The organism is Streptomyces sp. RK62, from assembly GCF_018070255.1.
GTDB classification, from domain to species: domain Bacteria; phylum Actinomycetota; class Actinomycetes; order Streptomycetales; family Streptomycetaceae; genus Streptomyces; species Streptomyces nigra.
Genome location: NZ_JAGPYD010000007.1, coordinates 119,339 through 143,281 on the forward strand (window position 1 = coordinate 119,339; position 23,943 = coordinate 143,281).

A 23,943-nucleotide genomic window follows, 5' to 3' on the forward strand; every position below is an offset into this window, starting at 1 on the left:
GGCGACTCCCGCCGCACCCCCGCCCTACAGTCCGCCCATGCCCCTGACCCGCGTCACCCTCACGTCCGGCCGCTCCCTCGATCTCGCCGAGCTGCGGCTGACCTCGACGTACGGCGGCATGCTGGAGGGCTACCCCTGCAAGCCGGTCAACGAGATGACGATCCGCGGTCTCCTGACCACCGCCGAACGCACCCACCCGGGCACCCCGGTGCACCTGATCCCGCCCACGCCGGAGCGGGACGACTCGCACGCAGGCCCCTTCGGCCCGGTCGAGACCCTGCCGCCCGTGGCCTGCGTCGGCTCGTTCCGCTCGTCGGCCCTCGACCCCGGCCTCGACCCGGTCCTGCACCGCTCGGCGCTCACGGTCGTCTGGTTCCAGCAGACGGTCGGCGTGCCGTCCGGCGACGACGCCGAGGAGTCGCTGCGGAGGATCGACTGGGAGTCCCTGGCAGAGGACGACGAGCTGTAGCACCTGTTCTCGTCGGTTGCGGGGGCCTCTTGACCTGGAGCGCGCTCCAGACACCAGCATGACCGCCATGACGACCGAGAACTCCCAAATAGTCCTGGGCACCATGGACTTCGGCACCCGCGTCGACCCCGACCGGGCCTTCGCGATCCTCGACTCCTTCGTCGCCGGTGGCGGGGTCTGGCTCGACACGGCGAACTGCTACTCCTTCTGGAACGACCCCAGCGGCGTCGGCGGCGCGAGCGAGCGCGTGATCGGCGCGTGGCTCCGGGCCCGCCCCGGCGCGCGCGACGCGGTGCGGATCGCGACGAAGGTCCGGCAGAACCCGCTCGTCCCGCACTCCTGGCCGCAGAGCGCCGAAGGACTGTCCGCGCGGGCCGTCCGCAGCGGTGTGGAGGAGAGTCTCGGGCGCCTGGGCGTCGACCACGTCGACCTGCTGTGGGCGCACGCCGAGGACCGCACGGTCCCGCTGGAGGAGACGGTCGGCGCCTTCGGCGAGCTGGTCGCCAAGGGCGTGGCCCTGCGGATCGGCGCGGCGAACCACGCCGCCTGGCGCGTCGAACGCGCCCGCTCCCTGGCCAGGGAGCGGCACCTGGAGCCGTACACAGCCCTCCAACTACGCCACTCCCTCCTCCAGCCCCGCCCCCTCACCCCGCTCCCGGAGGCCGGCCACCGCCTCCTCACCGCCGATGACCTGGACCTCGCGCGATCGGAGGGGCTGGCGGTGTGGGCGTACAGCGCCCTGATCTGGGGTTCGTACGTACGCCCGGACAAGCCGCTCCCGGCGGCCTACGATCACCCCGGCACGACGCGGGTGCTGGCCGTCCTGGACGAGGTGGCCGCCGACCTGTCGGCGACACGGAACCAGGTGGTCCTGGCATGGCTGATGCACCAGAACATCGACCCCATAGTCGGCGCCAGCCGCGTGGAACAGATCGAGGAGGCCCTGGCCGCCCGCGAAGTACCCCTCACCGACACCCACATGACCCGCTTCGAGGAAGCCCGATGATTCCCTGGAGCCAGCCCTGATGACCACAGTCAGCCCGGCAACGGCCGCCGAACGCACCGGCGTCTCCCTCGACACCCTGCGCTACTACGAGCGCGAGGGACTGATCGGCCCGATCCGGCGCTCGGCCGGCGGGCACCGGGAGTACACCGAAGACGACCTGTTCTGGATCGGCCTGGTCACCTGCTTCCGCGACGCGGGCCTCGGCATCGCGGACCTGCGCGAGTTCGTCGCGATGCTCCGCGCCGACCACCCCCCGCACCACCGCGTCGCCTTCCTCCGCGACCGCCGCGCCGCCCTGGAACAACGCGTGGAGTCCCTGCGCCGGGCGATCACCGTCCTGGACGACAAGATCGCCTACTACAGCTGAGCCGTAGCCAGATGGGTATCGAAGTGGAACTGCACTCGATGCGGCCGGCACGTGACTGGCACGCGTCCCGCGCGACACTCCTGCGCGGCTCGTACGACCTCGGGAACACGCTGGCGGACGCGCTCGAGTCTCTTCACCTGCTCGGAGTGCCAGGGGGACTGAAGCGGACCTCTTCCCGGGCCTACGGGTGCGGCTTCTCGCCCTTCGCCAGCATCGTCACGTACTTCTCGATGCGGCGGGCCCGGGTCTCGGGCCGCTTGGCGTCCTGGACGCGATAGATGATGGCGAAGCGGTTCGTGCGATTCAGGGTCTCGAAGAACTCCGCCGCGGCCGGCTCGGAGGCCAGGGCCGCGGCGAGGTCGTCGGGCACGGTGGCGGTCCGCGGACTGTCGTAGGCCGCGTCCCACCGCCCGTCCGCCTTGGCCCGGTCGATCTCCGCCTGCCCCGGCGGCCGCATCCGTCCCTGTTCGATCAGGGCGGCGACCTTGTCCCGATTGATCTTGGACCACCTGCTGCGCGCCGTGCGCGGCCCGAACCGCTGCAGCCACCACTCGTCGTCCAGCGCGGCCTTCTGCCCATCGATCCAGCCGTAGCAGAGGGCCACGTCGAGCGCCTGGGCGTAGTCCAACGCGACGACTCCGGGCGCTTTCTTGCGCAGCTTGAGCCAGATACCGGGCGAGACGGCGTGATTCTCACCGAGCCACGCCTGGAACGCCTCGGCGGATTCGAACGCGACAGTCTCCAAGTCCCGAGCCACCCCCGTAGCGAACCACAACCGCCCCACCGCCATGAAGGGTTCGGGCACACGCGAAGACATACGCGACGGCCCCCGACCGGTATGCCGGTCGGGGGCCGTTCACATGCGGTGGGTGTGGGATTTGAACCCACGGTGACGTCGCCGCCACGACGGTTTTCAAGACCGTTCCCTTAGGCCGCTCGGGCAACCCACCCCGCTCCGCCCGGCGGGGCGGAGCGGGTACAGCGTACCGGCCCGGTGCGGTGCGCGGGGTGCGTGGGGCCCGGGCCGGGGATCAGCTGTCGCCCGTGCGGGCGCCCAGGGTCAGGTCCACCGTGCGGGTGCGGCCGTCGCGTTCGTAGGTGATCGTCACCTTGTCGCCGGGCTGGTGGGTCCAGATCTCGCCGATCAGGGTGGGGCCGGAGTCGATCACCGTGTCGTCGAGCTTGGTGATGACGTCCCCGGGCTTGAGGCCCGCCTTGGCCGCGGGGCCGCCCGGCTCGACCGCGTCCGAGCCGCCGGCGCCCTGGTCGGTGATCTTGGCGCCGTCGCTGGTGTCCTCCAGGGAGACGGAGGCGCCGATCTTGGCGTAGACGGGCTTGCCGGTCTTGATCAGCTGCTGGGCGACGTACTTGGCCTGGTTGATCGGGATGGCGAAGCCGAGGCCGATGGAGCCGGACTGGGCGGTGCCGCCCATGCCGTTGGCGGTGGACTGGATCGCGGAGTTGATGCCGATGACGTTGCCCTGCGCGTCCAGCAGCGGGCCGCCGGAGTTGCCCGGGTTGATCGACGCGTCGGTCTGCAGGGCGCTCATGTAGGAGGCGTTGCTGCCGGTGCCGTCGCTGGAGGCCACCGGGCGGTTCTTGGCGCTGATGATGCCGGTGGTGACCGTGTCGGACAGACCGAAGGGCGCGCCGATGGCGATGGTGGAGTCGCCGACGGCCACCTTGTCCGAGTCGCCCAGCGTGAGCGGCTTGAGGTCGGACGGGGCGCTCTTGAGCTTGATCACCGCGACGTCGTAGCCCTGGGCGTGCCCGACGACCTCGGCGTCGTACTTCTTGCCGCTCGGAAAGGTCGCCGTGAGCTTGCCGCCGTCGACCGCGTCGGCCACCACGTGGTTGTTGGTGACGATGTGGCCCTCGGTGTCGAAGACGAACCCGGTGCCGGTGCCGCCCTCGCCGCTGCTGCTCTCCGCCTGGATCGTCACGGTGCTGGGCAGCGCCTTGGCGGCCACGCCCGCGACCGTGCCCGGGTCGCGCTTGACCGAGCCGCCGCTGTCGGGCGCGGAGACGGTCGTGGAGGAGGTGTTGTCGTCGTTCTTGGCGAGGGTGTAGCCGAGGCCGCCGCCCAGTCCGCCCGCGACCAGCGCCGCGATGAGGACCGCGGCGAGCATGCCGCCGCGCCCGCGGCCCGGGCTGGGCGCGGGCTGCTGGTAGCTGCTGCCCCAGCCGCCGGCGCCCATGCCGCCGCCGGCCGCGTCGCCGTACGGGGACCCGCCCGCGGGCGGCGGGGGCGGCCAGGAGGCGTCCGGGGCCGACCCAGAGGGGGCGGCGGGCGAGCCGGGCGCATGGAAGCCGTCGGCGGCGTACGGGCTCGTGCCCGGCACCGGCGGGAGCGGCGCGGTGCCGCTCTCGGAGGCGCGCTGCTCCTGGGAGGCCGGAGCAGCGGGAGCGTCCACCGGTACGGGGGGTGCGGACGGGGCCGGGGGTACCGCGGCGCCCTCGTTCTCGGTGCTCACAGCTTCTCTCCTCGATCCACGGCAGGTGTCTTCGGTCGCACTCGGTCACGCCCGTTCACGCTTGATCCTCGGCGGTCGGTGCGCTCTGCTGTGCAGGTCTATTTGTATGCGGTCAGCTTTTCCCAACGGCCGTCAGAGCACCATAAGCGGTGCCTGTGGATCCACGGCCACCCTTTATATAGGTCATTTCTCACTAAGCGGGCGCAATCCCAGCCTTCGGGCGACCACCGCGGTCGCACGTGTACCCCCGCGCGGTGGCACCATGACGCGGTGACCCACGCACGGCAGCATCAGATCCAGGTCGTCGCCCACCGCGGAGCCTCCGAGGACGCCCCGGAACACACCCTGGCCGCGTACCGGAAGGCGATCGAGGACGGCGCCGACGCCCTCGAGTGCGACGTCCGCCTCACCGCCGACGGCCATCTCGTGTGCGTCCACGACCGCCGCGTCAACCGCACCTCCAACGGCCGCGGCGCGGTCTCCGCCCTGGAGCTCGCGGAGCTGGCCGCCCTGGACTTCGGCTCCCGCAGGAACCGCGACCACTGGAAGAACCGCACGGAGGAGCCGGACTGGGAGGTCCGCCCCGAGGACCCGGAGGACACCTCCGTCCTCACCCTGGCACGGCTCCTGGAGCTCGTCGCCGACGCGGGGCGCCGGGTCGAGCTCGCCATCGAGACCAAGCACCCCACCCGCTGGGCCGGCCAGGTGGAGGAGCGGCTGCTGCATCTGCTGAAACGGTTCGGGCTGGACGCGCCCGCCGACCCGGCCGAGTCGCCGGTACGCATCATGAGCTTCTCGGCACGCTCGCTGCACCGGGTGCGCGCCGCGTCGCCGACGCTGCCCACGGTCTATCTCATGCAGTTCGTCTCGCCCAGGCTGCGTGACGGCCGGCTGCCCGCGGGCGTGCACATCGCCGGCCCGTCGATCCGGATCGTGCGCAGCCACCCGGCGTACGTACGGCGCCTGAAGGCGGCCGGGCACCAGGTGCACGTGTGGACCGTGAACGAGCCCCAGGACGTGGACCTCTGCGTCGAGCTGGGCGTCGACGGCATCATCACCAACCGCCCGCGCGCGGTGCTGGACCAGCTCGGACGCTGACCGCCCGGCGTCCTTCACACAATCTCCGTACGACCTCTTGACCCTGCGGTCCCGGCGGCCCCATCCTCCACTCTCAGCCACACCGACGGATTCCAGCCATCCCGGTGACAGGGAGTGCTCCGGCGCGTTCGCTGCGTGTTCGGTCGTTGCGAATGCGTCACCGGACCTTGTTTGGCCGGTTTCCGGTACAGGCCAGGAGGGCATCCACTCCGTGGCGTGGGGCGAAGGAGGTCTCGGGGGTGGCGTTGGTGGTGGCACAGGAGGTGCCCACGTCGTCGAGCATGGCCGTACCCCATGGTCCTGCGGGCGTGGGGAAGGCGAGACACCGGATGCGGGCGCAGCTGCGCAGCGGCGGTGTCCCCGAATCGGTCATCGACGACGCCGTACTGATCTTGTCCGAGCTCTTGAGCAACGCGTGCAAGCACGGCCGGCCGCTCGGCGACTCCCTCGCGGGGGACGGCGACGTCCGCGCGGCCTGGCGGGTGGACGGCGGCGGCAGACTCACCGTGGAGGTGACGGACGGCGGCGGTCCCACCCGCCCCGCTCCGGCGACGCCCTCGGTCACCGCGCACGGCGGCCGCGGGCTCAACATCATCAGCGCCCTGTCCGACGACTGGGGCGTCCGCGACGACGTCCACGGCGAGGTGACGGTCTGGGTGGTCGTCCACGACGACGTACGCGCCGCGCGCCCGGGGCACCGGCGCGACGACTTCGCTACGCGCGTCACGGCCCCGGCAGTGAGCGCCATCCCCGGTCTGGACTTCACGGACGCCTTCGACGACCTGGACTGACCCCGGCCCGGACTGACCACGACTGGACTGACCCCGGCCGGGACCGACCGCGGCCTGGACAAACCGCGACCTGGACAAACCGCGGCCGGGACCGGCGCCGCTCCCGGCACACGCACACGCCTTGTCCACAGGCTCCCGTCGCCCCTGGCGGAAACGGCTAGGCTCGCGCCCGTACCAGACGAGCCGTAACCGGGAGACACCCACGATGGCCAAGAAGCGACCCCAGACCAAGGCCAAGCGCCCGCAGATCGCCGACGGAGAGATCCCGGTCGTCGGCGCACGCGAGCCCTGCCCCTGCGGAAGCGGCCGGCGCTACAAGGCCTGTCACGGCCGGGCCGCCGCGCAGGCGGTGACCGAGCTGGTGCAGCGCCCGTTCGAAGGGCTGCCGGGCGAGTGCGACTGGGTCGCCCTGCGCGAGCTGGTGCCCGCCGCCACCGCCGAGCTGACCCTGAAGGGCGGCCTCCCCGAGGGCGTCCCCTCCGTCACCCTGGCCACCGTGCTCCCGATGGCCTGGCCGGCGCTGCGCCGCGACGACGGCTCGGTCCTCCTCGGCCTGCAGAACGACACGGCGTCCGGTGACATCAGCCGCGACCTCGCCGACACCCTCCAGCAGGCCCTCGCCGCCCAGCCGGGCACCCCGGTCCAGGGCCGCCGCGCCCCCGCCGACGGCCCGCGGCTGCAGGACCTGCTCGACCCCGAAGGCACGTTCGAGCCAGTTGTGCACTCGGGCTTCGAGTTCTGGGTGCCCGACGCGGAGAACGCCACCGCCGAGGTGACCGCCTCCCTGGAGCGCGCCAACGCCGCGGCCATCCCGACGGTCAAGCTGACCGGCGTGGACTCCGCGTACTGGTGCGAGACCCCGGAGAAGAACCACCTGCGCTGGGTCATGCCGCACCCCGAGGAGCAGCTTCTGGACGCTCTCGCGCGGCTGCACGCGGCGGGCACGTCCGGCCTGGGCGAGGGCACGCGTCTCGTAGGGTCCTTCCGGGCGCACGGCCTGACCGTGCCCGTGTGGGACCTGCCGAGCGGGGTCGGCGCGGAGGACGTGGAGAAGCCGGCGGCCGAGTTCGCCGAGCGGCTCGCCGCGGCTCTGGCCACGGACGCCCCGCTGACGCCGGACGAGCGCCGGGCGCGCGGCGGGCTCACCAACCGGCAGGTCACCCTCAGCTGACGCGACGGGGGCGGGACGGCTCCGGCTGAACGGCGGTTCAGCCGGACGCGCCCGCCCGCGGAAGGTGAATCCGATCACAACTCCCGTGCGGAGCAAGGGAATCCGTGACTGGAAAGCCCGGATCGAATTTGCGAACCGCCGACTTCTTGTTACCGTTCCAGTAGCCCGGTTGCTGGTGCATCCCCCGTCGCCAGCAACCGGGTCTTTCCATGTGCGCGGCCCTTTACGGAACGCCGCCGGATGTCAACGGCGCGTGGCCGATCCCGCCGACCCGGGCGCGGAGTTGCTGGCGGAACGCAGCAACAGCGCCCCGTGCCCGGCCCGTTCCGCGAACTCGGTGACCGCCGTGTAGACCTCGGAGCCCGCGCGGGTGCGCTGCCGGGGCGTCTCACAGGTCCCCGGCTCGTCCCCGGCGCCCACCGCGCAGCGCATCCGGATCGTGCGCCCCTCGGGCCCCATCAGACTCAGCACGGACTCCAGGGCGCCGCCGGTCGCGTTGCGGTAGTAGGTGCGCGCCCAGGTCTCCTCGCCCTGGGTGAGGACACAGGTCTGCGCCTCGACCCCCTCGGGCGAGGTGAGTTCGGGACCGCAGCGCACGGCCGTGGCGAGGCCGAGCCCGAGCAGGGCGGCCGGGCCGGACGGCGCGACCGTGGGCGCCTTGGCGTCGGCACGGGGGGACATGTGGGCGCCGCCATCGCGCGAGGAGCGCCCCGGCGCGTCCTTCGCGGGGGCGTCGGCCGCGGACCGGGCCTCGACGACCTGCCCGGCGGCCGCCCAGGCCAGTGGCAGGGCGATCGCGGCCGCCGCGACGGACGCGAGGGCGATCAGACGGACTCTTCGCTGGCGGGGCCCGCGGCGATGTGACGACGGTGCCCTTTTTCCCCTGGAATGACGCGGCATAAGGCGGAATCTAACGATCCGGTGCCCCTGCGCGGTCCGCGCGCGCCGGACAGCCCTACAACTCGGGCGCGCTCACACCCGTACGAGTGAGGGCCCAGACCACCGCGTCGACGACGGCCTCGACGTCGGGCACCCACGGGGAGGCGGAGCCGGGCAGCGGGGCGCGCTGCCAGGTGATCGGCCCCTGTCCCGTCTCGGAGGGGGGCAGGGCGAGATAGCCGCCCTCGCCGTGGAAGCGCAGCGAGCCGGGGACGAAGTCCTTGGCGTACAGCAGTTCGCCGAGCTGTTCCATCGAGTACGGCTTCACCAGGATCGACCAGCGGGCCGGCGAGGCGACGACCGGGCCGAGACGCATGCCCGCCCGGTCGAGGGCGGACAGCGCGTGGGCGGCCGGCAGGGCGGGCAGGCTGACCGCGCAGGGTGCCGTGCCGCCCGTGGCGAGGATGATCGGCGCCGTCGGCCGGTTCGCCCACCACCAGCGCACCATGCGCTCGTCGGTGGTGGCCGCGAGGAGGCCGGGGTCGAAGGGGTGGGCGCCGGGGACCGTGCACTCCGGGTCGGGACAGCCGCAGCGGGCCCGCCCCTGCGGGGGTGTCGTCACGCCCGGCAGCACGGGCCATCGCCATTGCGTCGCGAAGGTCAGGGCCGCGCCGATCAGCTCGGGCTTCCCGTCACCGCGCAGGAGCCTGCGTCGCTTTCCGAGGATCTCGCGCATGAGCGCTCGTTCCTTTCCGTTGCACCGCTGGCAACACCGAGGACCACATCACAACATGTGTCGATCACTTCACTGTGCGTACCTGTTGGCGCATCACACCCCTGCCGCGAGCAAGGGGCACCCCTATGGGCCGAACGGGGACTGCGTCCGTGGCGGCCTCGTCCATACTGCGTCTACCAGAAGCATGGGCATGGCGTGGGGTGGCGAAGTCTGGCGTTTTGCGTCGCGCGTGTTTCTCTTCGCCTCCGCCACGGGAGGATGGGGCACGATCGTCGGTGGCTAGGACGCTCGGCTCCGTCACCAGGTTCCGGGTGGTCGTCAACCACCCCTGGTCTTCACCGAGTACGTACCCATAACGACCGCTGTGACGCTCCGTGGAGCGAAACCAGTCGACCGCAATACCCCGTTCCCTGAGGCAGTTTTAAGCCAACTTTGCCTTGACGCAAGAGGTGTACGCGGAATGCCCCCGCTTCCCACGGACACCAGGAATCCCCGCAGGACAATGCTGGACATCCCCTCACGAGTGCGTGTACATGTGGAGACACTGCTGGCGGCGCAGAATGACATGGGGGTTTGCGATGCTTTTGAGCAGTACGCACCGGTCGGAAAGCCGGACGCCATGAACGCCCCTCACCCTTCGAAAGTGGCCGGAATCGATTCAACGGTTCCCTCACCCGCACACACTGTCGCGCCCACGCCCGCAACCCCGGACGCCCCAGCGGTCGCCTCACCGCACGCACCCGGCGCGGTCCTCCAGGACCGTCTCGCCGGCTGGGTGTCGGACCTGACGACCCTGCACGAACTCACCGAGCGCCTGGTCCGCACGGACACGCTCGACGAAGCCCTTCAGGAACTGCTGCGCGCCGGAGCCGCCCTCGTGGGCGCCCGGCGCGGTCTCGTCGTCCTGGAACCGGGCGACGGACAGGGCCCCGACACCACGATCGGCCTCGGCCTCGCCCGCGCCGACCTCGGGCACATCGAGACCGTGCCGCGCAGCGCCATGTCGTACGGACGGATCCTCGACGGGCTGCCCGGCGGTGACGGCGAGATCACCGAGCCCGACCTGCTCGGTGAGGACGGGCTCGACCCGCGCCACCGCGAGGTCGCCGCGCGCCTCGGCTACGCCGCCAGCTACGCCCTGGCGCTGTCCACCGAGGACGCCGGGCGCCTCGGCGCCGCCGTCTGGCTGTACGACGAGCCCGCCGAACCGGCCGAGCGGCAGCGCCATCTGATCGGTCTGTACACCCGGTACGCGACCGAGCACCTGGCCCGGCTCGTCGAGGTCGAGCGCACCCGCACGGCCATGCGGACGATGACCGACGAGCTGCTGCCCGCGCGGCTGCCGCGGATGGGCGGCGTCCAGCTCGCGGTCCGGCACTTCACCGGGCCGCGCGGCGGCGGCGACTGGTACGACGCGCTGCCGCTGCCGGACGCCGCGCTGGGCCTCGCGGTCGGCTCGGTGACCGGGTCCGGGCCGAGCGCCGTCGCCGCGATGGGCCGGCTCCGGGCCAGCCTGCGGGCGTACGCCGTGATGGAGGGCGAGGACCCGGTGGCGGTCCTGTCGGACCTGGAGCTGCTGCTGCGGCTCACCGAGCCCGCCCGGTCCGCGACCGCCCTGTTCGCCTACTGCGAGCCCGCCCTGCGCAAGATCACGCTGGCCGGCGCCGGCCACAGCCCGCCGTTGCTGATCGGGGAGCGGCGCACGGAGTTCGTGGAGACGTCCGTGTCCGCGCCGCTCGGGATGCTGGCCTGCTGGGAGGCGCCAAGCGTCGAGCTGACCGCGGAGGCCGGGGAGACGGTGCTGCTCTACACCGACGGCCTGCTGCACCGTACCGGCGATCCCACCGACCGGGCCTTCGCGCGGCTGCACGCGGCGGCCGCCGGGGTGCCCCGGGCCCTGCGGCAGGACCCGGAGGCGGTCGTCGACCATGTGCTGCGGGCCGTGCTGCCGGACGGGCTGGACCGATACGACAGCGACGAGGACGTCGTCCTGCTGGCCGCTCGCTTCGCGTAGCGGCCGGTGGGCCCTCGGTGACCGCCCCATAACAGCCGCGTGGCCTGCGCCATAGCAGCGGCGGACGGCTCGATCCGCGCCCCCCGGAGCGGCCCGGCGCGACCGTACGATGGACGGGGTCGAATGCCGTATCGAGGAGGATGACCGTGGCCGACGAGCTCCCGGAGACCCCGGAAGAGACCGAAGAGCCGATCAAGCAGCGCAAGAACGGCCTGTACCCGGGCGTGTCCGACGAGCTCGCCGAGAACATGAAGTCCGGCTGGGCCGACACCGAGCTGCACGACCTGCGGCCGATCCCGCAGGCCGCCGAGACCGCCGCCCGCCGTGCCGCGCTGTCCGCGCGCTTCCCGGGCGAGCGCCTGGTGATCCCGGCGGGCAACCTGAAGACGCGCTCCAACGACACCGAGTACCCCTTCCGGGCCTCCGTCGAGTACGCGTACCTCACCGGCAACCAGACCGAGGACGGCGTGCTCGTCCTGGAGCCCGTCTCCGGCGGCCACGAGGCCACGATCTACCTGCTGCCGCGCTCCGACCGTGAGAACGGCGAGTTCTGGCTCTCCGGCCAGGGCGAGCTGTGGGTCGGCCGCCGGCACTCCCTCACCGAGGCGCAGAAGCTGTACGGCATCCCCGCGTCCGACGTGCGCGAGCTGGCCGACAAGCTGCGCGAGGCGACCGGGCCGGTGCGGGTCGTGCGCGGGTACGACGCCGGGATCGAGGCCGCGCTGACCGACAAGGTCACCGCCGAGCGGGACGAGGAGCTGCGGGTCTTCCTCTCCGAGGCGCGGCTGGTCAAGGACGACTTCGAGATCGGCGAGCTGCAGAAGGCCGTCGACTCGACCGTGCGCGGCTTCGAGGACGTCGTGAAGGTCCTCGACAAGGCCGAGGCGACGTCCGAGCGCTACATCGAGGGCACGTTCTTCCTCCGCGCGCGCGTCGAGGGCAACGACGTCGGCTACGGCTCCATCTGCGCCGCCGGGTCGCACGCCTGCACGCTGCACTGGGTGCGCAACGACGGGCCGGTCCGCTCCGGCGACCTGCTGCTGCTGGACGCGGGCGTCGAGACGCACACGTACTACACCGCCGACGTCACCCGGACGCTGCCGATCGACGGCCGGTACACGGAGATCCAGAAGAAGATCTACGACGCCGTGTACGACGCCCAGGAGGCCGGGATCGCGGCCGTGAAGCCGGGCGCGAAGTACCGCGACTTCCACGACGCCGCGCAGCGGGTGCTCACCGAGCGCCTCGTCGAGTGGGGCCTCGTCGAGGGCCCGGTCGAGCGGGTGCTGGAGCTCGGGCTGCAGCGCCGGTGGACGCTGCACGGCACCGGCCACATGCTCGGCATGGACGTGCACGACTGCGCCGCCGCGCGCGTGGAGTCGTACGTCGACGGCACGCTGGAGCCGGGCATGGTGCTGACCGTCGAGCCGGGCCTGTACTTCCAGGCCGACGACCTGACCGTGCCGGAGGAGTACCGCGGGATCGGCGTGCGGATCGAGGACGACATCCTCGTCACCGCCGACGGCAACCGGAACCTGAGCGCCGGGCTGCCGCGCCGCTCGGACGAGGTCGAGAGCTGGATGGCCGCGCTGAAGGGCTGAGGTTCGGCGGCTAACGGACGGAGGACGGCCGGGTGCCCTGCGGGGCGCCCGGCCGTCGTCGCTTCTGCTGGGGGGTGGGGGTGGATCTGCATCTCGCGGTCGCCGCGGGTGGTGGACGCCGGGCGGGGCTGGAGCGCGCCCTGCGGGACGCCGTACGGGACGGGCGGCTCGCGCCCGGGGAACGGCTGCCCGCGACCCGGCAGCTCGCCGAGGAGCTCGGCGTCTCGCGGAACACCGTGAAGGCCGCCTACGACCAGCTCGTCGCCGAGGGGTATCTGACCGCCCGCCAGGGCTCGGGCACCCGGGTCGCCGCGCTGCCGCCCGTCGAGGCGGGCCCGCCCGGCACCGGCGAGCCCGAGCGGGCGCCGCGGTTCGATCTGCGGCCCGGCAGCCCGGACGTCGGGGCGTTCCCGGCGGCGGCCTGGCTGCGGGCGCTGCGCGCGGCGATCGCGCGGGCGCCCTCCCCGGCCTACGACTACGGCGATCCGCGCGGGCGGATCGAACTGCGGACCGCGCTGTCGGGCTATCTGGGCCGGGCCCGGGGTGTGGCCGCTCCCCCGGAGCACATCGTGATCACCTCCGGGTACGTCCAGGGGCTGGCGCTGCTCACCCGGGTGCTCGACGGCGGCCCGGTCGCCATGGAGGACCCCGGGCTGCCCTTCCACCGGGACGTCGTACGGCGTCACGGGGGTGCCGTCGTGCCGCTGGAGGTCGACGGGCGGGGGGCGTGCCTCCCTCCCGGTGACTGTGCGGCCGTGGTCGTGACGCCCGCGCACCAGTACCCGACCGGGGTGACCCTCCACCCGGAGCGGCGGCGCGCGCTCACCGAGTGGGCCCGTGCGCGGGGCGGGCTGATCGTGGAGGACGACTACGACGGGGAGTTCCGCTACGACCGGCAGCCGGTCGGCGCGCTCCAGGGCATGGCGCCGGGGCAGGTGGCGTATCTGGGCACCGCCTCGAAGACGCTCGGGCCGGCACTGCGGCTCGGCTGGATGGTGCTGCCGCCGCACCTCGTGGACGCGGTGGCCGACGCCAAGCTGCACAGCGACCACCACACCGAGGTCCTCGGCCAGCTGGCGCTCGCCGAGCTGATCGACAGCCACGCCTACGACCGGCACGTCCGGTCCTGCCGGCTGCGCTACCGGCGGCGCCGGGACCTGCTCCTGGACCGGCTGGGGGCGCACCGGGTGCGGGGGATCGCGGCCGGGCTGCACGCGCTCGTGGAGGTCGACGACGAGGAGCGGGTGCTGGCGCGGGCGGAGGCGTACGGCCTCGCGGTGGGACGGCTGGCGGACCACTGGCACACGCCGGGCGGGGACAGGCCGCAGGGGCTGGTCGTCGGATACGGCACACCCCGGGAAGGGGCCTGCCGCGAGGCGCTGGAGGTGCTGGCGCGGGCCCTGGACGAGGCTGGATTGGGCCACTGAAAGGCCCCCGGATTGGGCCTCGGAACAGGCCCACCGGCTCTCTACGGTCGTCCCATGACCTCCCGACTTCTCCCGCCCGCCGGTCCCCGACGCACCCTGGCCCTGGCGCAGTTGAGCAACTCGGTCGGCGACGGCGCCTACTACACGACGTCAGCGCTGTACTTCACCCAGATCGTCGGGCTCGGCCCCGCCCGCGTCGGCCTCGGGCTGACCGTCGGCTGGGCGGTCGGCTCGCTGGCCGGGGTGCCGCTCGGGCGGCTCGCCGACCGGCGCGGTCCGCGTGGGACGGCGGTGCTGCTGGCCCTCGCGACCGGTCTCGCGGTGGCGTCCTTCACGGTGGTGCGCGGGTTCGTGCCGTTCGTCCTGGTCGCGTGCGGGTACGCCGCCGCGCAGTCCGGGCTCGCGGCGGCCCGGCAGGCGCTGCTCGCGGGGCTGGTGTCCGCCGGGGAACGCACGGGGCTGCTGGCGCATCTGCAGTCGACGCTCAACGCCGGTCTGGCGGTGGGTGCCGGGCTCGGCGGGCTCGCGCTGCACGCCGGGACGCGGACGGCGTACCTGGCGGTGTTCACGCTGGACGGGCTGAGCTTCCTGCTGTGCGCCGGGCTGCTGTCGCGCCTGCCGGCCGTACGGGCCGGGTCCGGGCGGCGGCCCGCCGGTCTCGGGGTGCTGCGGGACCGGCCGTACGCGGTGCTCGCGCTGCTCAACACCGTGCTGCTGCTGCGGCTTCCGCTGCTCAGCCTCGTCCTGCCGCTGTGGATCACGCGCCGGACCGACGCCCCGGCGTGGATGGTCTCCGCGCTGTTCGTGCTCAACACCGGTGCGGTCATGGCGTTCCAGGTGCGGGTCGCGCGCGGGGTCACGGGACCGGCCACGGCGACGCGCGCGATCCGCCGGGCGTCCTGGGTGATGCTCGCGGCGTGCGCGGCGTTCGCCCTGAGCGCGGGAGCCCCGCCGTGGGCGGCGGCGGGGGTGCTGGTGCTGGGCGCGGTGCTGCAGGTGGCCGCGGAGATGGGGCAGTCGGCCGGGTCCTGGCAGCTGTCCTTCGACCTGGCCCCGCGGGACCGCACCGGCGAGTACCAGGGCCTGTTCGGCACCGGCGTCACCGTCGCCCGCACCCTCGGCCCCCTCCTGCTGACGTCGCTGCTCGTGGACTGGGGCACACCGGGCTGGCTGACGCTCGGCGCGGTGATGCTGGCGGCGTCGTACGCGATCGGGCCGGCGGCGCGGCACGCTCTGGGGCGGCGGGAGATGGGGAGGGCGGGGGAGCGGGTGGGGGCGGGGTGCTAGGCGAACCGATCGCCACCACGTCAGGCCGTGCCCCGCAGCGGGGCGGCGGCGCCGCTGCCCAGTGCCGCGCGGCTGTCACGGACCGTCCCGTCGCCCAGCCGTTCGCCGTCCGGTCGGCTTCGAGCACGCACCGCCGGCGCTACACCGCCACCAGCGGTGCGTCGTTCCGCCACTTGAGGATCTTCTCGAAGCTGACCACCGCGCCGCTGCGGCCCTGGGGGCTGCCGAACTGGACGTGGTCCGCGAGCTCTTCGATGAGGCACAGGCCGCGGCCGTGCTCGGCGTCCGAGGCGACCTGGCGCGTGGTGCGGCGCGGTGGGGTGAAGCCGGGGCCCGAGTCGGCGACCTCGATGTGGCAGCGCTCGCCGTCGAGGTACGCCGTGACGCGGTACGCCTGGGGGGAGCCGTCGGGGGCTGCGGTGCCGCCGTGCTCGACGGCGTTGGCGCAGGCCTCGCTGAGGGCGACGGAGAGGTCGTAGGAGACGTCGGGGTCGACGCCCGCGGTCTCCATGGTGCCCATGAGCAGGCGCCGGGCGAGCGGCACGCTCGCGGCATCGCGCCGCAGATGGAGTGACCACCAGATGCTCATGCTCCAGCCTCCTGGCCGCGGCTCGACATACCGTTACGTATTGCCGCGTGTGACCGCCCGTAAGCACATCCGTGACGTGACGCCGCCCATATGGTCGATGCGCCTATGCATGAATCGGTGTATGTAGTGGCGGGCCACACCAGAACGTGACCTTCCGGTGGTTCGTCATCTTGTGGACCTGCCGTATGGAGGGCACGGGGCCAGTGGGATGATGAGGCCGCCATGTCTGCCCCCCACCCGCGCACAGCGCGCGCCGGAAGCGACCTCCGGGTACTGCGGGCCGCGGTGTTCGCCGCGGTCTGCGTCGTGCTGGCCGGGACCGGGCACGCGCTCGGCTCGTGCGCCACGGTGCCGCTGTGGACGCTGGGTGCGGGGTTCGTCGGGGTCGTCCTCGTCACGGTGCCGCTCACCGGCCGGGTGCGCTCGCTGCCCGGCACGGCCGCGCTGCTCGCCGGCGGACAGACGGTCCTGCACACGCTGTTCGGGCTCGGACAGCACGGGGCCGGGACGGCCTCGGCGGCCGCCGGCTCCGGGCCGGCGTCCGACACGGCGCTCGTGCAGCAGGCCGCGCGGCTCGTCTGCGGAACCGCCGCCGCGGCGATCAGTCCCACCCAGGCCGAACGGATCCTCACCGAGGCCAGGATCGGCCCGGGTTCGGGGGCGCACGCCGCGCACCTGGACGCCATGGCCCCGGCGGCGGACGCGACGAACGTGTCGCTGCTGCCGTCCCTGCCGATGCTGCTCGCCCACCTCCTCGCGGCCCTCGCCGGAGGGTGGCTGCTGCGGCGCGGTGATCTGGCACTGCTGCGGATCGCCGAGATGTCCGCGCTGTCGGCGCACACCGTCGCCGAGGGCGCACTCGTACGGTCCCTGCGCGGGGCCCTCGCGCTGGTGCGCGCCCTGCGGGCCGGGCTGCCGGGTGTCCCCGAGGCCGGTCCGCGTCCGCCGCGCGCCGGGGGACGGGCCGTGCCCGCCCCGCGCACCGTCGTACTCCAGCACTCCGTGATCAGGCGCGGCCCGCCTGCCGCCGACGCGTTCCGCCTCGCCGCCTGACACGACGCGACCACCACTCCACCTACGGGGTGTGAAGGGGCCGCCGTCGTGCGGCACGCGCGCGTGCGCCCGTCCCCGTCACGGGGCGGTCCGGCACGCCTGTCCCCGGTGACCGGTTTCCCGCCGATCCCGTGTGATCAGGCACCTTCGCGCACGCGTACTCCTCTTCACCACCGGAAATCCCGTAACTCACCCACAGTGGAGTGCTCCGAATGAAGGCCTCTCGTCTCGCCGCCGCCGGCACCCTCGCCGGCACCGCCGTGCTCGCCCTGTCCGCGCCCGCGTTCGCCCATGTCAGCGTGCAGCCGGAGGGCGAGGCCGCCAAGGGCGGTTACGCGGTCGTCGACTTCAAGGTGCCCAACGAGCGCGACAACGCCTCGACCACCAAGCTCGAGGTCACCTTCCCGACCGATCACCCCCTCGCGTCCGTGATGCCGCAGCCGGTGCCCGGCTGGAAGGCCGAGGTCACCAAGTCCACCCTCAAGAAGCCGCTGGAGCTGCACGGCCGGAAGATCACCGAGGCCGTCAGCAAGGTCACCTGGACCGCGGACGGCAAGGGCGTCGAGCCGGGCTTCTTCCAGAAGTTCCCGCTGTCCGTCGGCACCCTCCCCGAGGACACCGACCAGCTCGTCTTCAAGGCGGTCCAGACGTACTCCAACAAGGAGGTCGTCCGCTGGATCGAGGTGCCGCAGGAGGGCCAGGAGGAGCCCGAGAACCCGGCGCCGGTGCTCCAGCTGTCCGCCGCCGAGGAGGGCGGCCACCACGGCTCGGCCTCCGCCGACAAGGGCTCCGGCGACGCCGAGGCCGCCTCCGCGAAGACGTCCGCCGCCGAGCCCGCCGACAGCAGCGACACCACCGCCCGCGTCCTGGGCGTGGTCGGCATCGTCGTCGGCGCGCTGGGCGTGGCCTACGGCGTGCTCGCCGGCCGCCGGCGCACCACCGCCTGACCCATCCCGACCCAACCTCGGGTCGTCCCCGGGTTCCCGGCCGGCACACACGCCGGCCGGGTCCCGGGGGCGTCCCCCGGGAGACTGCACATGCGTAAGAAGACCTTCGCGGCGGCTGCCCTGCTCGCCGCCGCCACCCTGACCCTGACCGCCTGCGGCGGCGGCGAGGACGACGGCGCCTCACCGGTGACCGTGGTCTCCGAGGAGACCGGCTCCGACAAGGCCGCCATCGTCCTCGACAAGCCGTTCGAGAAGCCGGACCTGGTCCTCACCGACACCCACGGCGAGAAGTACGACCTGCGCAAGGAGACGGCCGGCAAGCCGACGCTGGTCTACTTCGGCTACACCAACTGCCCCGATGTCTGCCCGACCACGATGAGCAACATCGCCGTGGCCAAGAAGCAGCTGCCCGAGGCCCAGCAGGACGAGCTGCGGATCGTCTTCGTCACGACCGACCCGGAGCGCGACACCGCCGCCGCGCTCGGCAAGTGGCTCAAGGGCATCGATCCCCAGGTCGTGGGCCTCACCGGGGACTTCGACACCGTCCAGGCCGGCGCCCGCACCCTCGGCATCACCATCGAGGCGCCGCACAAGGACAAGAACGGCAAGGTCGTCTCCACGCACGGCACCCAGGTCGTCGCGTTCTCCCCGAAGACCGACGCCGGGTACGTCCTCTACACCGAGGACGCCTCCGTCGACGACTACACCAAGGACCTCCCGGCGCTCATCAAGGGGGCCCGGCCGTGAGCCGTCGCGCCGCGTCCGTCGCCATCCTGGCCGGGGCCCTGCTCCTCGCGGGCTGCGGGTCCGAGGAGGACTCCCCCGCCGATCTGTCCGTCAGCGGCGCCTACATCCCGCAGCCGGTGTCCGACTCCATGGCGGCCGGCTTTCTGACGGTCACCAACAAGGGCGGTACGGAGGACGAGCTGACCTCCGTGACCAGTGACGTCGGCGAGGTGACCGCCCATGAGACGGTCGGCTCGGCGATGCGGAAGGCGGAGGATCTGACGGTCCCCGCCCACGGAAGCCTCGTGTTCCGCAGCGGCGCCAACCATCTGATGTTCGAAAAGCTGAAGCGGAAGCCGTTGCAGGGCGAGAAGGTGACCGTGAAGCTCCACTTCGCGGAGTCGGGCACCGTCACGGTCGAGATTCCGGTGAAGTCCGCGACGTACAACCCGAAGACCGGGCACTGAGGGAGAGATCGCCTTGACGTCAACCATCGCCCCCCGGGTCCGGACGCTGGTGCTGCTGCTCCTGGCCGCCACCGGTCTGCTGCTCGCCGGCGCCGGACCGGTCTCCGCGCACGCCGCGCTCACCGGCAGCGACCCCCGGCAGGGGGCGGTGGTGGACAAGGCCCCGCAGCAGGTCTCGCTGACCTTCTCCGAGAAGGTCGCCCTCGCCGACGACTCCCTGCGGGTCCTCGACCCCAAGGGCAAGCGCGTCGACCGCGGCGACCCCGTCGGCACCGGCGGGACCACCTACTCCGTGAAGCTGCACAGCGGACTCCCCGACGGCACGTACACCGTCACCTACCAGGTGGTGTCCGAGGACAGCCATCCCGTCGCCGGGGCCTACACCTTCTCCATCGGCGCGCCCTCCAAGACGTCCGTCTCCGTCGACGACCAGGCCGCGGGCGGCGGGGTCGTCGGCGTGCTCTACGGCTTCGGCCGGTATGTGTCCTACGCCGGGTTCATCGTCCTGGTCGGCGGCGCCGCGTTCGTGCTCGGCTGCTGGCGGGGCGGGACGGCCGTGCGGTCGATGCAGCGGCTCGTCGTGTCCGGCTGGCTCGCGCTGACGGCGGCGACCCTCGGGCTGCTGCTCGTACGGGGCTCCTACACCGGCAGCGGGAAGGTCGGCGACATCTTCGACCTGGACCTCCTCGGGCAGGTCCTCCAGACCAAGACGGGCGCGGCCCTGGTCTCCCGGCTGCTGCTGCTCGCCGCCGCCGCGCTGTTCATCGCGGTGCTGTTCGGGGCGTACGACAAACGGGACGACGAGGAGAAGCGGGACCTCACCTTCGGGCTGGCGATCGGCGGGAGTGTCGTCGCGGCGGGGCTCGCGGCGAGCTGGGCGATGTCCGAGCACGCCTCGACCGGGCTCCAGGCCGGGCTGGCCATGCCGGTCGACGTCCTGCACCTGCTGGCGGTCGCGGGCTGGCTGGGCGGGCTGACCGCGCTGCTGGTGGCCCTGTACCGGGCACCCGTGGAGACGCCCGTCGACGGCGCGGCCATACGACGGTTCTCGCGGCTGGCGTTCGGCAGCGTGCTGGCGCTCGTCGTGACCGGGATCTACCAGTCGTGGCGGCAGCTCGGTTCGTGGTCGGCGTTCACCGGCACCCGGTACGGGCAGCTGCTGCTCGTCAAGATCGGGCTCGTGGTGCTGCTGGTCGGCATCGCGTGGATCTCGCGGCGGTGGACGGCACGGCTGGCGGAGTCGGGCGCTGCTGTCTCGGCGGAGGCGGCCGAGGAGGGTGAGAACGAGGCGGACGCGGACGCTGACGTCGAGAAGGAGCGCGTCACCAGCGGCGCCGTCACCTCCGCCGCGACGACGGAATCCGGTGCCGCCGACGTCGGCGCGGGCGCCGGCTCCGAGCGGGCCGCGCAGCTCGCCCGGCAGCGGGCCGCCGTGGACACCGCCCGGCGCAAGCGGGAGCGGGACGCCGACCCCAACCGCTTCGGGCTGCGCCGCTCGGTGCTCGCCGAGGCCGGTGTCGCCGTCGTCCTGCTCGCCGTCACGACCATGCTGACGTCGACCGAGCCGGGCCGTACGGAGGAGCAGGCCGCCGCGGCCTCCTCGTCCGCGACCACCGAGGCGAACGCCGCCGGGGCGCTGACCCTGGACATGTCCTTCGACACCGGGGGCGAGGACGGCAAGGGCGTCGTGCGGATCGATCTCGACCCGGCGCGCTCGGGCGCCAACGAGATGCACGTCTACGTCCTGCGGCCCAACGGACGTGCCTTCGACATCCCCGAGGTGAAGGTCGCGTTCACCCTGGAGGCGCAGGACATCGGGCCGCTGCCCGTCGTCCCCGACCACATCTCCACCGGACACTGGTCGGCGAGCGGGGTGCAGATTCCCATGGCCGGTGACTGGAAGATCGCCGTGACCGTGCGCACCTCCGACATCGACCAGGCGACCGTCTCCAAGAACGCGCAGATCGGCTGAACCGCACCATGACCGACCAGTCCATCCCCCAGGCCCGTCCGCGGGCCGCCGATGCCGCCGACGCCGCCGCTCCCGCCGCTTCCGGCGCGGACTCTGCCGGTGGCCCGGTCGCGGGCGGGATCTCGCGGCGCCGACTGCTCGGGACCGCCGGTGCGACCGGTCTGGCGCTGGGTGCGGCCGGTGGGGCGGCCGGATACGCGGCCCGGCCGGCCGAGGCGACGCCGCTCAGTTCGCTGGGCGCCGGCGAGGTGATGTTTCACGGGAAACATCAGCCCGGCATCGTGCAGCGCCTCCAGGCGCGCGGCCACGTCGTCGCCTTCGACCTGGCGGCGGGGGCCGGGCGCAAGGAGGCGGCGGCGCTGCTGCGCCGCTGGTCGGAGACGGCCCGGCGGCTGATGGCGGGCGAGGCCGCCCAGCAGGAGGACACCGGGGTCGCGCTGGACGCCGGACCGTCCTCCCTGACAATCACCTTTGGCTTCGGGTACAGCTTCTTCGCCCGGACCGGCCTGGAGAAGCAGCGGCCGGTCGCCCTGGACCCGCTGCCGGAGTTCTCCTCCGACCGGCTGGACAAGGCGCGCAGCAACGGCGATCTGTGGGTGCAGATCGGCGCCGACGACGCGCTGGTCGCGTTCCACGCGCTGCGGGCGATCCAGAAGGACGTGGGCCGGGCGGCCAAGGTGCGCTGGCAGATGAACGGCTTCAACCGGTCCCCCGGCGCCACCGCCCAACCCATGACGGCACGCAATCTGATGGGCCAGGTGGACGGCACCCGGAACCCGAAGCCGACGGACGCCGACTTCGACCGGCGGATCTTCGTGCCGGAGTCCGGCGCGCAGGACCCGGCGTGGATGGCGAACGGCTCCTACGCCGTCGTACGCCGGATCCGGATGCTCCTCGACGACTGGGAGCAGCTCTCGGTCACGGCGCAGGAGCAGGTCATCGGGCGTCGCAAGGCCGACGGGGCGCCACTGACCGGTGGCACCGAGACGACCGAGATGGACCTGGAGAAGACGGACCGGGCGGGGAACCTGGTCGTCCCGCTCGACGCGCACGCGCGGATCACCCGGCCCGACCAGAACGGCGGGGCGGCGATCCTGCGGCGGCCGTTCTCGTACCACGACGGCATCGGCCCGGATGGGGTGCCGGACGCCGGGCTGCTCTTCATCTGCTGGCAGGCCGACCCGCTGCGCGGCTTCGTCCCCCTCCAGCGCAAGCTCGACCGGGGCGACGCGCTGTCGCGGTACATCCGGCACGAGGCGAGCGGGCTGTTCGCGGTGCCGGGCGGGGCGGCCGAGGGGGAGTACGTGGGGCAGCGGCTGCTGGAGGGCTGAGCTCGGGCCGCACGCACCGGTCGGGGCGGTCGCTCTCCCGGGTGGACGGGGCCGTATGCGCCCGCCCGGTTCCGCCAGGCCCATTAGGGTGAGGTCATGCCAGCGAGCTATGCCTATCTGGGCCCCGAGGGCACCTTCACCGAGGTCGCCCTGCGCACGCTTCCCGAGGCCGCGACCCGGGAGCTGATCCCGTACGTGTCCGTGCAGTCCGCGCTCGACGCCGTGCGCGCCGGCGAGGCGGAAGCCGCGTTCGTACCGATCGAGAACTCCGTGGAGGGCGGCATCACGACCACGCTCGACGAGCTGGTCGCGGGCGCGCCCCTCATGATCTACCGCGAGGTGCTGCTGTCGATCACCTTCGCGCTGCTGGTCCGGCCCGGGACCGCGCTGTCGGACATCAAGACGGTCTCCGCCCATCCGGCGGCCCAGCCCCAGGTGCGCAACTGGCTGAAGAACAATCTCCCGGACGCCCACTGGGAGTCCGCCGCGTCCAACGCGGACGCCGCGCGGCTGGTCCAGGAGGGCCAGTACGACGCCGCCTTCGCCGGTGAGTTCGCCGCCGCGCGGTACGGCCTGGTGGCGCTGGAGACCGGGATCCACGACGCGGAGAACGCGCAGACGCGGTTCGTGCTGGTCGGCCGGCCGGCCAGGCCCGCCGCGCCGACCGGGGCGGACAAGACGTCGGTGGTGCTGTGGCAGCGGGACGACCATCCCGGTGGGCTGCGCGATCTGCTCGGCGAGTTCGCCACCCGGGGGATCAACCTGATGCTGCTCCAGTCCCGTCCGACCGGCGCGGGCATCGGCAACTACTGCTTCTGCATCGACGCCGAGGGGCATATCTCCGACCGCCGGGTCGCCGAGGCGCTGATGGGTCTGAAGCGGATCTGTCTCCAGGTGCGGTTCCTGGGGTCGTATCCGCGGGCGGACCTGAAGCCCTCGGAGGTGGACGCGCCGCGGCTGGGGACGTCGGACGAGGAGTTCGTCTCGGCGGCGGACTGGGTGGCGCGCTGCCAGGACGGGCGGTTCTGAACCGCGCCGGTTGTGAGCCGCGCCGGTACTGAGCCGCGCTTGTTCTGTGGGACGTCGGGTGTGCGCCGCGCCGGTCCTACCTGCTGATAGTCGTTATCCACAGGAGTTTTCCACAGGTCCGCTTCTCGACCTGGGGACAAGTCGACAGACAAGGGTCAGTCTGTCGACAAATCGGTCCTCAGGACCTCTTCGCAGCCCTCTTCGTGCACATCACCCTTCGTCCACTCTTTTCCCTTGCGCAATCCTTTGGGGCGACCCCTTTCCCTCCCAAGCCCGCGCAATGTCCCTCCAAAGGTGAGGGTGAGGCGGGTTTGTCCCGGGAATCCACGAGGAGATCGACGCGTTGCGGAGTGATCGATTCCGACATCCACAGTTCTTCCACACAGCCTGTGGATAACTTTTCGGAGACTGGGGATCCCTGTGGACAACACGACCCCAAGTCCCGTTCCCCCCAAGGGAATCAGGTCAACGAGCCGCCCCGCAGCTGCTTCTTCCAGGGGGCGGGACAC

The 23,943-nt window shown here is 72.7% G+C and carries 22 protein-coding genes and 1 tRNA gene; 17 read left to right on the forward strand and 6 right to left on the reverse strand.

The window, feature by feature from the left end:
* Nucleotides 1-37 precede the first annotated feature (37 nt).
* The 3 genes from KBY32_RS15125 (at nucleotide 38) to KBY32_RS15135 (ending at nucleotide 1,842) form a co-directional block, all read left to right on the forward strand.
* Nucleotides 38-469, forward strand: a complete 432-nt coding sequence (locus KBY32_RS15125; RefSeq protein WP_210980419.1) for a hypothetical protein — start codon at nucleotides 38-40, stop codon at nucleotides 467-469.
* 67 nt (nucleotides 470-536) lie between these two features.
* The gene (locus tag KBY32_RS15130; RefSeq protein ID WP_374224944.1) at nucleotides 537-1,475 is read left to right on the forward strand and encodes an aldo/keto reductase; all 939 of its coding nucleotides are present in this window, start codon (nucleotides 537-539) and stop codon (nucleotides 1,473-1,475) included.
* Between the two features lie 19 nt (nucleotides 1,476-1,494).
* On the forward strand, nucleotides 1,495-1,842 hold the full coding sequence (locus tag KBY32_RS15135) for a MerR family transcriptional regulator (RefSeq protein WP_210980421.1): 348 nt from the start codon (nucleotides 1,495-1,497) through the stop codon (nucleotides 1,840-1,842).
* Nucleotides 1,843-2,023: 181 nt separating this feature from the next.
* Here KBY32_RS15135 and KBY32_RS15140 read toward each other — a convergent pair whose 3' ends face one another.
* The 3 genes from KBY32_RS15140 to KBY32_RS15150 form a co-directional block, all read right to left on the reverse strand.
* Nucleotides 2,024-2,632: a YdeI family protein gene (locus KBY32_RS15140; protein ID WP_210980572.1), complete on the reverse strand. Its 609-nt coding sequence runs from the start codon at nucleotides 2,630-2,632 to the stop codon at nucleotides 2,024-2,026.
* Between the two features lie 73 nt (nucleotides 2,633-2,705).
* Nucleotides 2,706-2,792 (reverse strand) — tRNA-Ser (locus KBY32_RS15145).
* 81 nt (nucleotides 2,793-2,873) lie between these two features.
* Entirely contained in the window at nucleotides 2,874-4,316 is a 1,443-nt protein-coding gene (locus tag KBY32_RS15150) for a S1C family serine protease (protein ID WP_210980422.1), read from the reverse strand.
* Nucleotides 4,317-4,586: 270 nt separating this feature from the next.
* On the opposite strand from KBY32_RS15150, the gene KBY32_RS15155 reads away from it, so the two are divergent.
* The 3 genes from KBY32_RS15155 to KBY32_RS15165 all read left to right on the forward strand — a co-directional run bounded on the left by KBY32_RS15155 (nucleotide 4,587) and on the right by KBY32_RS15165 (nucleotide 7,376).
* Nucleotides 4,587-5,414, forward strand: a complete 828-nt coding sequence (locus tag KBY32_RS15155) for a glycerophosphodiester phosphodiesterase (protein WP_210980423.1) — start codon at nucleotides 4,587-4,589, stop codon at nucleotides 5,412-5,414.
* Between the two features lie 152 nt (nucleotides 5,415-5,566).
* On the forward strand, nucleotides 5,567-6,205 hold the full coding sequence (locus KBY32_RS15160) for an ATP-binding protein (RefSeq protein WP_055620982.1): 639 nt from the start codon (nucleotides 5,567-5,569) through the stop codon (nucleotides 6,203-6,205).
* A gap of 205 nt (nucleotides 6,206-6,410) precedes the next feature.
* On the forward strand, nucleotides 6,411-7,376 hold the full coding sequence (locus KBY32_RS15165) for a DUF5926 family protein (RefSeq protein ID WP_055620983.1): 966 nt from the start codon (nucleotides 6,411-6,413) through the stop codon (nucleotides 7,374-7,376).
* A gap of 243 nt (nucleotides 7,377-7,619) precedes the next feature.
* On the opposite strand, the gene KBY32_RS15170 is transcribed toward KBY32_RS15165, so the two are convergent.
* Nucleotides 7,620-8,276: a hypothetical protein gene (locus tag KBY32_RS15170; protein ID WP_247689493.1), complete on the reverse strand. Its 657-nt coding sequence runs from the start codon at nucleotides 8,274-8,276 to the stop codon at nucleotides 7,620-7,622.
* A gap of 55 nt (nucleotides 8,277-8,331) precedes the next feature.
* Nucleotides 8,332-8,991 (reverse strand): bifunctional DNA primase/polymerase, encoded by a 660-nt coding sequence (locus KBY32_RS15175; protein ID WP_108707723.1) that lies wholly within the window; start codon nucleotides 8,989-8,991, stop codon nucleotides 8,332-8,334.
* 502 nt (nucleotides 8,992-9,493) lie between these two features.
* Between KBY32_RS15175 and KBY32_RS15180 the strand changes: the two genes are divergently transcribed.
* The 4 genes from KBY32_RS15180 to KBY32_RS15195 all read left to right on the forward strand — a co-directional run bounded on the left by KBY32_RS15180 (nucleotide 9,494) and on the right by KBY32_RS15195 (nucleotide 15,320).
* A complete protein-coding gene (locus KBY32_RS15180; RefSeq protein ID WP_210980424.1) occupies nucleotides 9,494-11,005 on the forward strand; it encodes a PP2C family protein-serine/threonine phosphatase in 1,512 nt (503 codons plus the stop codon).
* Between the two features lie 140 nt (nucleotides 11,006-11,145).
* A complete protein-coding gene (locus KBY32_RS15185; RefSeq protein WP_055620986.1) occupies nucleotides 11,146-12,606 on the forward strand; it encodes an aminopeptidase P family protein in 1,461 nt (486 codons plus the stop codon).
* A gap of 80 nt (nucleotides 12,607-12,686) precedes the next feature.
* Nucleotides 12,687-14,033, forward strand: a complete 1,347-nt coding sequence (locus tag KBY32_RS15190; protein ID WP_210980425.1) for a PLP-dependent aminotransferase family protein — start codon at nucleotides 12,687-12,689, stop codon at nucleotides 14,031-14,033.
* Between the two features lie 54 nt (nucleotides 14,034-14,087).
* Complete coding sequence (locus KBY32_RS15195) at nucleotides 14,088-15,320, forward strand: MFS transporter (protein ID WP_210980426.1); 1,233 nt, start codon at nucleotides 14,088-14,090, stop codon at nucleotides 15,318-15,320.
* A gap of 139 nt (nucleotides 15,321-15,459) precedes the next feature.
* Here KBY32_RS15195 and KBY32_RS15200 read toward each other — a convergent pair whose 3' ends face one another.
* A complete protein-coding gene (locus KBY32_RS15200) occupies nucleotides 15,460-15,909 on the reverse strand; it encodes an ATP-binding protein (protein ID WP_108707729.1) in 450 nt (149 codons plus the stop codon).
* 222 nt (nucleotides 15,910-16,131) lie between these two features.
* Between KBY32_RS15200 and KBY32_RS15205 the strand changes: the two genes are divergently transcribed.
* The 7 genes from KBY32_RS15205 (at nucleotide 16,132) to pheA (ending at nucleotide 23,434) form a co-directional block, all read left to right on the forward strand.
* On the forward strand, nucleotides 16,132-16,962 hold the full coding sequence (locus KBY32_RS15205) for a hypothetical protein (protein ID WP_210980427.1): 831 nt from the start codon (nucleotides 16,132-16,134) through the stop codon (nucleotides 16,960-16,962).
* 212 nt (nucleotides 16,963-17,174) lie between these two features.
* The gene (locus tag KBY32_RS15210; RefSeq protein ID WP_055620991.1) at nucleotides 17,175-17,909 is read left to right on the forward strand and encodes a YcnI family protein; all 735 of its coding nucleotides are present in this window, start codon (nucleotides 17,175-17,177) and stop codon (nucleotides 17,907-17,909) included.
* A gap of 90 nt (nucleotides 17,910-17,999) precedes the next feature.
* The gene (locus KBY32_RS15215; protein WP_055620992.1) at nucleotides 18,000-18,656 is read left to right on the forward strand and encodes an SCO family protein; all 657 of its coding nucleotides are present in this window, start codon (nucleotides 18,000-18,002) and stop codon (nucleotides 18,654-18,656) included.
* A complete protein-coding gene (locus KBY32_RS15220; protein ID WP_210980428.1) occupies nucleotides 18,653-19,102 on the forward strand; it encodes a copper chaperone PCu(A)C in 450 nt (149 codons plus the stop codon). The genes KBY32_RS15215 and KBY32_RS15220 overlap by 4 nt, the downstream gene beginning before the upstream one ends.
* A gap of 13 nt (nucleotides 19,103-19,115) precedes the next feature.
* Entirely contained in the window at nucleotides 19,116-21,074 is a 1,959-nt protein-coding gene (locus tag KBY32_RS15225; RefSeq protein WP_210980429.1) for a copper resistance CopC/CopD family protein, read from the forward strand.
* An 8-nt stretch (nucleotides 21,075-21,082) separates the two neighbouring features.
* Entirely contained in the window at nucleotides 21,083-22,405 is a 1,323-nt protein-coding gene (gene efeB / locus KBY32_RS15230; RefSeq protein ID WP_210980430.1) for an iron uptake transporter deferrochelatase/peroxidase subunit, read from the forward strand.
* 96 nt (nucleotides 22,406-22,501) lie between these two features.
* Nucleotides 22,502-23,434 (forward strand): prephenate dehydratase, encoded by a 933-nt coding sequence (gene pheA, locus KBY32_RS15235; protein WP_055620996.1) that lies wholly within the window; start codon nucleotides 22,502-22,504, stop codon nucleotides 23,432-23,434.
* Nucleotides 23,435-23,943 lie beyond the last annotated feature (509 nt).